Source organism: Nonomuraea ferruginea (assembly GCF_039540635.1).
In the GTDB taxonomy this organism is placed as follows: domain Bacteria; phylum Actinomycetota; class Actinomycetes; order Streptosporangiales; family Streptosporangiaceae; genus Nonomuraea; species Nonomuraea ferruginea.
The window spans coordinates 197,246-208,933 of the sequence record NZ_BAABFD010000020.1; the positions used below are offsets into that span (position 1 = coordinate 197,246).

At 74.1% G+C, this 11,688-nt stretch carries 6 protein-coding genes; 2 read left to right on the forward strand and 4 right to left on the reverse strand.

Annotated features, from left to right (window positions below):
* Positions 1–64: 64 nt before the first annotated feature.
* Positions 65–1,177, reverse strand: a complete 1,113-nt coding sequence (locus tag ABD999_RS33575) for a flavin-containing monooxygenase (protein ID WP_271279464.1) — start codon at positions 1,175–1,177, stop codon at positions 65–67.
* An 80-nt stretch (positions 1,178–1,257) separates the two neighbouring features.
* On the opposite strand from ABD999_RS33575, the gene ABD999_RS33580 reads away from it, so the two are divergent.
* Together ABD999_RS33580 and ABD999_RS33585 are read left to right on the forward strand one after the other, a co-directional pair.
* A complete protein-coding gene (locus ABD999_RS33580; RefSeq protein WP_271279465.1) occupies positions 1,258–1,590 on the forward strand; it encodes an ArsR/SmtB family transcription factor in 333 nt (110 codons plus the stop codon).
* 110 nt (positions 1,591–1,700) lie between these two features.
* Entirely contained in the window at positions 1,701–2,738 is a 1,038-nt protein-coding gene (locus ABD999_RS33585; protein ID WP_271279466.1) for an LLM class flavin-dependent oxidoreductase, read from the forward strand.
* A 3-nt stretch (positions 2,739–2,741) separates the two neighbouring features.
* Here the strand turns inward: ABD999_RS33585 and ABD999_RS33590 are convergent, their stop codons facing one another.
* From ABD999_RS33590 to ABD999_RS33600, 3 genes are read right to left on the reverse strand one after another with little or no spacing between them, the layout of a single operon-like run.
* Positions 2,742–4,010, reverse strand: a complete 1,269-nt coding sequence (locus ABD999_RS33590; protein WP_271279467.1) for an MFS transporter — start codon at positions 4,008–4,010, stop codon at positions 2,742–2,744.
* Positions 3,991–7,896, reverse strand: coding sequence for an amino acid adenylation domain-containing protein (locus ABD999_RS33595; protein ID WP_345483062.1), 3,906 nt, complete (start codon positions 7,894–7,896; stop codon positions 3,991–3,993). Before ABD999_RS33595 ends, ABD999_RS33590 begins: the two co-directional genes overlap by 20 nt.
* Positions 7,893–11,666: an amino acid adenylation domain-containing protein gene (locus ABD999_RS33600; protein WP_345483063.1), complete on the reverse strand. Its 3,774-nt coding sequence runs from the start codon at positions 11,664–11,666 to the stop codon at positions 7,893–7,895. The genes ABD999_RS33595 and ABD999_RS33600 overlap by 4 nt, the downstream gene beginning before the upstream one ends.
* Between the last annotated feature and the right edge of the window lie 22 nt (positions 11,667–11,688).

Sequence of the window (11,688 nt, forward strand, 5' to 3'; positions counted from 1 at the left end):
TTGACGATTGTCTAAGTAGCTTGGCGGACAACTTAGAGCAATGTCAAATTAGAGCTGTATCTAATCAGTACCCCGGAAGCGGTCCGCTCACGCGCCGGCGGGTTCCGCGGAGATGGCGGGCCAGCGCGGCGACGACGCGACGGGCGTCGGCGCCGACCCCGCGAAGGGTGTTGGAGGAGGGAGTACGCTGCCACTCCAGGCCCAGGTAGCCGAGGCCGGGGTGGGTCAGCGACAGGCCGCGGCGCTGGCGCGGGCGCCCGCCGGCGGACAGCGCACCCAGGCCGGCGAGGTAGGGCAGGTTCGGCCGGTAGCCGGTGGCCAGCAGCACCGCGTCGACGCGCTCGCTCCGGCCATCGGGCCAGACCGCGCGATCGCCGTCGAGCCGGGCGAACATCGTCCGCCGCGCGTAGCGGCCCTCGCGCAGCGCCCGGCGGTAGCGGCCGTCGTCGAGCACCGGCGAGGCGGGCGGAGCCTCCGCACGGGCCAGCGGCAGCCGGTCGAACCCGGTCACGCGAAACCAGAAATGCAGGTCACGGCCGAGCGGGCGCTGCTCGACGAAGCGGATCGGCGCGCGGCCGGCCAGCGTCACCCGGCGCTCGGCGGCCAGCTCGTGCGCGATCTGGACCGCCGAGTTGCCCGCTCCGACCACGATGACGTGCTCGCCGGGAAGCGAGGCCGGCGAGCGATAGTCGGCGGCGTGCAGCACCGGGCCGGTGAAGGCGCCCAGACCCGGGAGGGCGGGCCGGTGCGGGCGGCCGAAGGAGCCGCTGGCCGCGACGAGGGCCGGGGCGGCCAGCTCCTCCCCGCCGGTCAGGCGTACGAGGAAGCCGGTCCCGTCGGGCTCACCGGTGGGACGCACGGCATCGACACGGGCGCCGGTGCGCAGCTCGGCACCGCACTCGACCAGGGCGGCGGCATAGCGCTCCAGGTAGACGACCACCTCGTCGCGGCGCGGGTAGCGCTCGGGATCGCCGTCGAAGGGCAAGCCGGGCAGGCTGCTGTAGCGGGCGGGCGAGAACAGGGCGAGGCTGTCGTAGTAGCGCGGCCAGGACCCGGCCGCCCGGCCTGAGGCCTCCAGCAGCACGGGCCGCAGCCCCAGCTCCAGTGCGGCATGCGCGGCGGCCAGGCCGGACTGCCCGGCTCCGATGATCAGAAGGCGGTCGTTGTCGATCGGCATGCCGCCAGAACGTACCGTCATTTTCTAATATGTCAATAAGTCGGTATAAGGGTAGAGTGCGGGGACGGTAGGGAGGAGCCATGGCCGAGACCACATCACCAGCCACGACGGCGGGCGCCACGTGCGTCCCGCAGCTGCCGCAGGCCGCCCAGGACTTCCTCAAGGCCCTGGGCAACCCCGGACGCCAGCAGATCATGCTGCTGTTCGCCCAAGGGGCCGAACTGTCGGTCAACCAGGTCGCCGAACGCGCCGGCATCAGCCAGTCCGCGGCCTCCCAGCAACTCGCCCTGCTCCGCCGCGGCGGCGTCGTCACCTCCCGCCGCGCCGGCAAGGAAGTGCTGTACCGGGGCGACCGCGACGGCGTCGCCCGCATCCTCGGCGACCTGCGGGACTACCTGCGATTCTGCTGCTGACCACCTGTCACGAGGCGACGGGGCGCGGCGGTCGCAAGGGCGCACCGCTGGCGTCACCCGCGTGGATGGGAGAAAGTGGGGCAAGATCGGCATTCTTGGAGGAGGCGACTGTGCGACTCGGATTCAGCATCGGCACCCTCGGGCCCGTCGCGGCCACCCACGAGGCCCAGCTCTCGCTCGTCCGGGAGGCCGAGCGGCTCGGCTACGACTCGGTGTGGGCGTCGGAGGGGTACGGGGTGGACCCGGCCACCACGCTGGCCTGGCTCGCGGCCGGGACCGAGCGGATCCGCCTGGGCACCGGGGTGCTCCAGGCGACCGGCCGCACCGCCATCGCCGCCGCCATGGCCGCGGCCACCGTGGACCGCCTGTCGGACGGCCGGTTCCTGCTCGGGCTCGGCGCCTCGGGACCGCAGGTGGCCGAGGGCTGGCACGGCCACCCCTACCGGCGGCCGCTGGCCCACCTGCGCGACTACGTCGCCGTGGTCCGCGCCGCGCTCGACGGCCGCCCCGTACGGCACGACGGGCCGGAGATCACGCTGCCGCTGCCCGGCAGCCGCGGCAAGGAGCTGACCATGCAGGCGGCGCCGGTGCAGCGGCCGCTGCCGATCCACCTGGCCGCCATGGGCCCCAAGGCGGCCGGGCTGGCGGGCGAGATCGCCGACGGCTGGCTGCCCATCCACTTCCCGCCGGAGCACGTGGCCGAGACCCTGGAGCACGTCCGTGCCGGGGCGGCCCGCGCCGGGCGCGACGCCTCCCGCGTCGAGGTCTCGCCCATGGTGATGGCCATGGTCGACGACGACGCCGACTACGCCCGCGACATGGTGCGGCCCATGCTGGCGCTGTACCTGGGCGGGATGGGCACGCGCGGGGTGAACTTCTACAACCGGCTGGCGCACCGGCTCGGCTTCGGGCCGGCCGCCGGGCGGGTCCAGGACGCCTACTTCGACGGCGACCTGGGCGCGGCCGTGGAGGAGCTGCCGGACGACCTGGTCGACGCCCTCACCCTGTGCGGCACCCCTGAGCGGGTGCGCGAGCGGCTGACCGCCTACCGCAAGGCGGGCGCGACCAGGCTGATCGTCGGCCTGAACGCGCCCACCCTGGAGGACCGCGCCGAGCAGCTCGCCTGGCTGGCGGAACTCGCCGCGTGACCCTCAGCTCCCGACGGGAGCCGAGGGCAACTCGCGCATCTTCGGGATCGGCGACCGCCACAGCACCACCATCGGCACCAGCGCCCCGATCACCGCCGCCACCAGCACCACCGGCCGCATCCCGAACGCCTCCCCGAGCAGCCCGGCCACCAGCGCGCCCACCGGCGCCGGCACCAGCCCCATCGCCCAGATGGTGGCGATCACCCGGCCGACCAGCTCGCGCGGCGCGGCCGACTGCAGCACCGTGATGTTGTTGACCACGAAGATCTGCGTGCAGAGCCCCACCAGCAGCTGCGACAGGCCCAGCGTGCCGAGCGCCAGCCACAGCGGCCCGCCGGCCAGCGGCACCAGGATGAGCGCGCTGTTGCCGATCACCGTGGACCAGAACATGGTCGGCCCCGGCCCGAACCCCTTCATCAGCCGCACCGACAGCCACGCCCCCGCCACCGCGCCGATCCCGCCGACCGCGAGCACCCCGCCGACCACCGCGGCCGGCAGGTCCACGACACCGAGCACGTACGGGATGTAGAGGGTCTGCAGGATGCCGATGTCGAAGAAGGAGTAGACGGCACTGGCGATCGCCAGCGGCCGGATGATCGGCTGGCTCATCACGAAACCGAACCCGGCCCGGATCGCCGAGATCATGCTGCCGCCGCTGTCCGGCGGGGGCGGGTCCTCCTTCTTGCGGATGAAGATCAGGCACAGCGCCGAGGCGACGTAGCTGATGACGTCGACCAGGATGATCAGCGGCGCGGAGCGGGCCGCCAGCAGCACCCCGGCCAGGCTGGGCCCGACCGCCTTGGACACCGAGTCGCTCAGCTGCAGCTTGCTGTTGCCGTCGCCGAGATGCTCGGGCGCCACCAGCAGCGGCAGGTACGACCGGTAGGCGATCTCGAACAGCACGCCGAACACGCCCATCACCAGGACGACGACGTACAGCCACCAGAGCGTGAGCATGTCCATCACGAACAGCAGCGGCACGGTGCAGAGCATGGCGGCGCGGATCACGTCGCTCCAGATCAGCACGGGCCGGCGCCGCATCCGGTCCACCCAGACGCCGACGACGAAGAACAGCACCATCGGCAGGCGGGCCAGCGCGCCGAGCACGCCCATCTCGGCGACGGAGGCGTTCAGCAGGAGGTAGGCGACGACGGGCATGGCCAGCACCGTCACCTGAGAGCCGACCAGGGACAGGCTCTCACCCGCCCATAACTTCAGGAAGTCCGGATTGCGCCACAGGGTGCCGGCGCGGTCAGTCGTCGGTGAGGCCATTGTCGATGCTGCTCCTTACCTCGGCGGCCGCCCGCGCGACCCGCGGCTCGTACATGACGGTGAAGCGCTCGCCGTGGATGGGCGAGATGCGCAGCCGCCCGGTCACGACGTCGCGCCAGCCCATGTCGTCGGGCGGCACGCCCTCGGCGGCGGGCGAGAACAGCAGCACGTCACCGTCGTAGGGGGCGTGCCGGTAGTAGCCGACGGCGTGCGCGTTGGCGCGGAAGACGGAGACGAAACGGCGCGCCTGGCGCAGGTCGGCCGCGTCGGGCTGGAGGGTGTCGGCGCGGGCGGCGGCGTCGATGACGGCCAGCAGCCGCTCGTCGGGGTCCAGCCGGTGCAGCTCGTCCAGGTCGACCTGGACCCTGCCGCCCGCCAGGGCGTGGGTGAGCAGCACGGCGTCGTCCTCCAGCGAGGCGCGCAGCACCGGCTCGGCGGCGTCGGAGTAGAACAGCACCACCAGCGGCACCCGCTCGCCGCGCTCGCGCAGCCGGCGGGCGGTCTCCAGCGCGATGTTGCCGCCGATGCAGTAGCCGCCGAGCACGTAGGGGCCCTGAGGGCGGACCCGCAGCAGGTGCTCGGTGTAGTCGTCGACCATCTCCTCCAGCGTCTTGTGCGGCTCCTCGCCGGGGGCGAGCCCGGCGGCCTGGACGGCGAGCACGGGCTGGTCGGCGCCGAGGTGGCGGGCGAGCGGCAGGTAGCGGAACACCTGGCCGCCCAGCGCGTGGAACAGGAAGATCGGGATCCGGTCGCCGGTGGGGCGCAGCGGCACGATCCGCTCGGGGACGCCGTCGTTGTCGTGCGGGCGGCGCAGCTCGGCGGCCAGCAGGGCCACGGTGGGGGCGGTGAGCACGGCCTGCAGCGGCACCTCGCGGCCCAGCTCCTTGCGCAGCCGCATGGTCAGCCGCAGCGCCAGGAGCGAGTGTCCGCCGAGGGCGAAGAAGTCGTCGTGCACGCCGACGGAGTCCACGCCGAGCGTCTCCTCCCAGGCGGTGGCCAGCCTGGCCTCGAACGGGTCGCGCGGCGGCAGGTACGGGGGCCGCCCTGCCTCGCCGGGCTCGGGCAGCGCGGCCCGGTCGAGCTTGCCGCTGGTGGTGACGGGCAGCTCGGCCAGCCGCACCCACGCCGACGGGATCATGTGATCGGGCAGGTGCCGCCGTAACGCGGCAGCCAGCTCGGCACCGGGGTCCTCGGGCTGCGCGGGGTCGGCGGGGGTGTAGGGGACGACGTAGCCGACGAGGCGTTCGCCGCGCAGGACGACGGCGGCGGCGCGTACGGACGGGTGGGCGGTCAGCAGGGACTCGATCTCGCCCAGTTCGACCCGCTGGCCGCGGATCTTCACCTGGAAGTCGGTGCGGCCCAGGTACTGGATCTCGCCGGTGGGCAGCCAGCGGGCCACGTCCCCGGTGCGGTACAGGCGCGTGCCGGGCGGGCCGTACGGGTCGGGTACGAAGCGTTCGGCGGTCAGGGCGGGCCGGTTGACGTAGCCGCGGGCGAGCTGGACGCCGCCCAGGCACAGTTCGCCCGGTGTGCCGACCGGCACCCGGCGGCCCTCGGCGTCGAGCACCTCCAGGCGGGTGTTGGCGACCGGCCCGCCGATGGGGATCACGGTCTCGCCCGGCTGGCAGGCGTGCCAGGTCACGTCCACGGCCGCCTCCGTGGGGCCGTACAGGTTGTGCAGCTCCGTGCCGGGCATCCGCTCGTGGAAACGCGCGGCCAGCTCCGGGGAGAGCGCCTCGCCCGAGCAGATGACCCGCCGCAGCGGCGGCAGCTCGGGCTCGTCCAGGAACACCTCCAGCATCGACGGCACGAAGTGCGCCACACTGGCGCGGTGCCCGGCGGCGAGGGCGGCCAGGCGGGCGCTGTCGCGGTGGGCGCCGGGCTCGGCGACGACCATCCCGGCGCCGGTGATGAGCGGCCAGAACAGCTCCCACACCGACACGTCGAACGACAGCGGCGTCTTGTGCAGGACCCGGTCCTCGCCGGTCAGCGGGAAGGTCTCCTGCATCCACCGCAGCCGGTTGACGATCGCCCGGTGCGACACCCCCACCCCCTTCGGACGTCCCGTCGACCCCGACGTGAAGATCACGTACGCGAGCGCGTCCGGATGGACGGCGGCCTCAGGCGTCGTGTCGGGGGCGGGACCGTCGAGAGGCAGCACCACAACCCCGGCGGGCAGACCGGCGTCGGACGACGGCGGGTCGCCGTCGGTGAGGACGATGCGGGCGCAGGCGTCCTCGATCATGTGGGCCAGCCTTTCCGGTGGCAGGCCGGGCTCCAGCGGGAGGTAGGCGGCGCCGGCGCCGAGGACGCCGAGCAGCGCGGGCAGGAGGCCGGGGCCGCGGTCCAGGTGGAGGCCGACCACGGCGCCGGGACGGGCGCCGGCGGCGGCCAGCCGGGCGGTGACGGCGCGGGCGCGGGCGGCCAGCTCGCGGTAGGTGATCCAGGTGCCGTCGTAGCAGACGGCCGGCGCGGTGGGGGTGCGGGCGGCCTGCGCGGCGAACAGCTCCGGGAGGGTCGCCTCCGGGTACGGCCGCGCGGTGGCGTTCCACCGGCCGATCTCCCCGGCGTCCGCCGTCAGGAACGGGTCCGCCCGGCGCGGATCGGCGGCGCTCGTGGTGGCCAGGCGCAGGGCCGTCAGGTAATGGCCGCCGACGCGGGCGATCTGCGCGGCGCCGAACTGGGCCCGGTCGTAGGTGATGACCAGGTCGAACCCGCCGTGCTCGCGCGAGCGGGTGAACGCGGCGGTGAACGGCAGGTCCGTCTGCTCGAAGAACTCCTGGCCGACGATCTCGGCGCCGGGCATGCCGCGGTAGACGTGGAAGTCGCGGTAGTCGAAGAGCGCGTCCAGCATCGGCGAGCGCCCGGACAGCCGCTGGATCTCGAAGAGCGGGAACTGCCGGTGCGGCAGCAGCGCCACCTCGGCGTCGAACACCCGGCGCACCAGCTCACCCCAGGTGGGCGCGGCCGTGTCGAGGCGCAGCGGCACCGTGTTGAGGAACAGGCCGAGCACCTCCTCTCCCGCCTCGCTCTCCGGCCGGCTGTGCGTGACCAGGCCGGTCATCACCTCGTCCTCGCCGGTGACCAGAGCCAGCACCCGCAGGTGGGCGGCCAGCATGACGGTGCGCACCGGGACGGCGAGCTCGCGGGCCACCTCGGTCACGCGGGCGAGCAGGGCGGGCTCCAGCGGCAGCCGCAGCACCTCGACGCCGTCGCCGTCCCGGTGCTCGGGCAGCCGCGGCAGCCGCGTGTCCGGCGCGTCGTCCACCCGGGCCTGCCAGAAGTCACGGGTCTGGGCGCAGGCGACGACGGCGCGCTCGCGGGCCACCAGGTCGCGGAAGGCCGCGGCGGGCGGGGTCACCGGCAGCGGCTCCCCGGCCAGGCGGGCGTGGTAGCGGCGGAACAGCTCGGTGACGAGTGTGGCCACGCTCCACCCGTCGAGGATGGCGTGGTGGAAGCTCAGGCTGAACGCGAACAGCTCGCCGGGCAGCAGGTGCGCGTGCGCGCGGGCCAGCGGCGGCCGCGACCAGTCGAACGGGCGCCGTTTCTCCTCCTCCGCCCAGCGCGCCACCCGTTCGTCCGCGTCCGGGACGCCCGACAGGTCGGTCACGGCGAACGGCAGTGTGGCCGAGCGGTGCACGAACTGCAGCGGCTCGCTGAAGCCTGTCATGTCGATCGAGGTGCGCAGCACCGGGTGCCGGGCGGTCACCTCGGCCAGGGCGGCCTCGAACGCCTCCCGGTCGAACCGGCCGCGCAGCGTGATCGTGGTCAGGTCGTGGTAGGTGGCCGCGTCCGGCTCGTAGGCGCTGTGGTAGAGCATGCCCGCCTGGAGAGCGGCCAGGGGGTAGGCGTCCTCCAGGCCCCGGGCCCCGGTCGTGACAGTCATCGCGCCTCGCCTTCCAGCATCCGTGCCAGGTCCTCGGGGTCGAGCAGGCCGAACGGCGCCGCGGCCCGCGGTTCGGCGGCCGGCGTGGCCGGTTCCAGCCGGGCGGCCAGCTCTCTGACCGTCTGGTGCAGGAACAGTTGTTCCAGCCGTACGGCGTAGCCCGCCTCGCGCAGCCGGGAGACCACCTTGAGGCTGCGGATGGAGTCGCCGCCGACGGCGAAGAAGTTGTCGTGCGCCGACACCCGCGCGAGGCCGAGCACGCCCTGCCAGGCGGCGGCGACGGCGCGTTCGGCCTCGCCCTCCGGGTCGGCGTGGGCGGACGGGTCGGGGGCGGACGGGTCGGGCAGCGCGTCGCGGTCGAGCTTGCCGCTGCGGTTGAGCGGCAGCGCGTCCAGGATCGTCAGGGTGGCGGGGACCAGGTGGCCGGGCAGCCGCTCGCGCAGCAGGGCGTGCCACCGCGCCGGGTCGTGCTCGCCGGGGTCCGGCACCACGTATCCGGCCAGTCGCAGGCCGGCCCCGTCGGCGACGGCCCGCGCGGCGGCGGCGCGCACGCCGGGCAGCGCCGACAGCGCGGCGTCGATCTCGCCCAGTTCGACCCGCATGCCGCGGATCTTGACCTGGTGGTCGGCGCGGCCCAGGTACTCGATCTCGCCGTCGGGCCGCCATCTGGCCAGGTCGCCGGTGTCGTACAGCCTGCCGCCGGGCGGGCCGTGCGGGTCGGGCGCGAACCGTTCGGCGGTCAGGGCGGGACGGTCGACGTAGCCGCGGGCGAGCTGGACGCCGCCGATCCACAGCGTGCCGGGGACGCCGACGGGCACCCGGTTCATGCGCTCGTCGAGGATCTCCAGGCGGGTGTTGGCGACCGGCCCGCCGATGGGGATCACGGTCTCACCCGGCTCGCAGGCGTGCCGGGTGACGTCCACGGCCGCCTCCGTGGGGCCGTACAGGTTGTGCAGCTCCGTGCCGGGCATCCGCTCGTGGAAACGCGCGGCCAGCTCCGGGGGAAGCGCCTCGCCCGAGCAGATGACGCGCCGCAGCGGCGGCAGGTCAGGCTCGTCGAGGTAGGCGTCGAGCATGGACGGCACGAAGTGGACGGTGCTGACGTCCCCGGCGCCGAACAGGCGGGTCAGGTAGCCGGGGTTGGCGTGCCCGCCGGGGTCGGCGACCACCATTCCGGCGCCGGTGATGAGCGGCCAGAACAGCTCCCACACCGACACGTCGAACGAGAACGGCGTCTTGAACGCCACCCGGTCCTCGCCGGTGAGCGGGAAGGCGTCCTGCATCCACCGCAGCCGGTTGACGATCGCCCGGTGCGACACCCCCACGCCCTTCGGACGTCCCGTCGATCCCGACGTGAAGATCACGTACGCGAGCGCGTCCGGATGGACCTCAGGAGTCGTGTCGGGGGCCGGCTCCGTGAGGGGGATCGCGTCGAGGAGGACGGGGGTGATGCCGGAGGGCAGGAGGGCGTGGTGGGTGGTGCTCGTGATCGCGAGGCGGGCGCCGGAGTCGGACAGCATGGCGGCGAGCCGGGCCGGCGGGTGGTCCGGCTCCAGCGGCAGGTAGGCGGCGCCGGCGGCGATCACCGCGTGCACGGCGACCACCAGGTCCGGCCCGCGTTCCAGGCACACGCCGACGACCCGGTCGGGTCCGGCGCCGAGCGCGCGCAACGTGCGGGCCAGCCGGTCGACCCGGGCGGTGAACTGCTCGTAGGTGAGCCACTCCTCCCCGTGGCGCACGGCGGGGGCGTGCGGGGTGCGCGCCGCCTGGTCCGCCAGCAGGCCGGCGAGCGTCGCGCTCTCGTACGGGGTGGCGGTGTCGTTGGCCCGCAGGACCGTCTCCAGCTCTCCGGGCGTGAGCAGCGGCACCTCGCTCACGGGACGCCCGGGCGCGGCCACCGCCCGGGTGAGGAAGGCGCGGAAGTGGTCCGCGAACCGCTCCATCCGGTCGTGGTCGAACACGTCGGTGGCGTAGTGCAGCACCCCCGTCAGCCCGTCACCGGCCTCCTCGATCACCAGGTGCAGGTCCGCCTGGGTGACGCCGGGGTCGATGTCCAGGGTGCGCAGCGACACCCCGGCCGCCTCCGGCGGGGCTGGCGGCACGTTCTGGTAGGCGAGCATCACCTGGAACAGCGGGTTGCGGGCCAGGTCGCGCTCCTCGGCCAGCTCCCGCACCAGCACCTCGAACGGCAGCTCGGCGTGGTCGTGCGCGTCGAGCACCCGTTCCCTGGTGCGCCGGACCAGCTCGCCGAAGCCGGGGTCGCCGGACAGGTCGCCGCGCAGCACCAGCGTGTTGAGGAACAGTCCGGCCAGTTCCTCGACGTCCGGGTGCGCCCGGCCGGACACCGGCGTGCCGATCGGGATGTCGTCGCGTCCGGTGTAGCGGGCCAGCACCGCCTGCAGCGCCGCCAGCAGCACCATGAACGGCGTCGCCTGCCGCTCCGCCGCGAACTCCCGCACCGCGGCGACGGTGTCCGCGTCGATGCCGAACGTCAGCCTGCGGCCCGCCATGCCCGCCGGCCCGTGCCGGTGCCGGTCCGCGGGCAGGTCCAGGGTGGCGGGCAGGCCGGCGAGGGTGTCCTTCCAGTACGCGAGATCGTCCGTACGTTCGCCGGCCCGGCGGCGGTGCCAGGCGGCGAAGTCGCGATAGCCGGTGGGCAGGGCGGGCAGGTCCGGCGGGGTGCCGGTGACGCGGGCCCGGTAGAGCTCCATGAGGTCGCGCAGCAGGATCGACAGGCTCCACCGGTCGGCGCTCACGTGGTGCAGGGTCAGGAACAGGTCGTGCTCCTCCCGGCCCCGCCTGACGAGGACGGCTCTGGCGAGGGGGCCGGTGGCGAGGTCGAACCGGTGGCGGGCCTCCCGGCGCCCGATCTCGTCCTCGTCCGTCCCGCCGGGAGCGGGGAGGGGGCGGACGGCCAGGCGGGGTCTGCGGGTGCCCTCCTGGAGGTGCGGTTCGCCGTCGGCGCCGGTGATGACGAGGCGGAGGGCGTCGTGCCGGTCCACCAGGTCGTCGAAGGCGGCGGCCAGCGCCTCGACGTCGAGCGGCCCGGTCAGGCGTTCGGCCCAGGCCACGTTGTAGGCGGGGTTGCCGGGATCGAGCTGGTCCAGGAACCACAGGCGGGCCTGGGCGTGCGACGGCTCCACCGGCCCTTCGGCGGCGGGTATGGAGGCGGCGTGCGCCGAGGTCAGCAGGGGGGCCAGCCCGGCGATGGTCGGCGTCTCGAAGCAGCGGCGCAGCGTCACCCGCGCGCCGAACTCCTCCCGCATCCTGACCACGAGCCGCATCGCCAGCAGGGAGTGGCCGCCGAGGGTGAAGAAGTCGTCGTCCACGCCGATCCGGTCCCTGCCGAGCAGGCCGGTCCAGATGGCGTGCAAGGTGTGCTCCTCCGGCGTGCGCGGCGGCCGCTGCTCTCGGGCCTCTTCCGGCGGGGGCGGCGGGAGGGCCTTGCGGTCGAGCTTGCCGCTGGGCAGCACCGGGAAGCCGTCCACCGTCACGAACGCCGCCGGGATCATCGCCTCCGGCAACCGCGCCCGCAGAAACCCCCTCAACGAACCGGCATCAACCCCCGAACCCGCACCAGGCTGGACATACGCCACCAGACCACGACCACCCGGAGCGTCATCACGCACCACCACCACCGCGCGGCCCACCCCCGGACACTCCCCCAGCACCGCCGCGACCTCATCCGGCTCGACCCGCACCCCCCGCACCTTCACCTGATCATCAACACGCCCCAGATACTCCAACTCCCCCGACGCACACCACCGCACCAAATCCCCCGTCCGATACAAC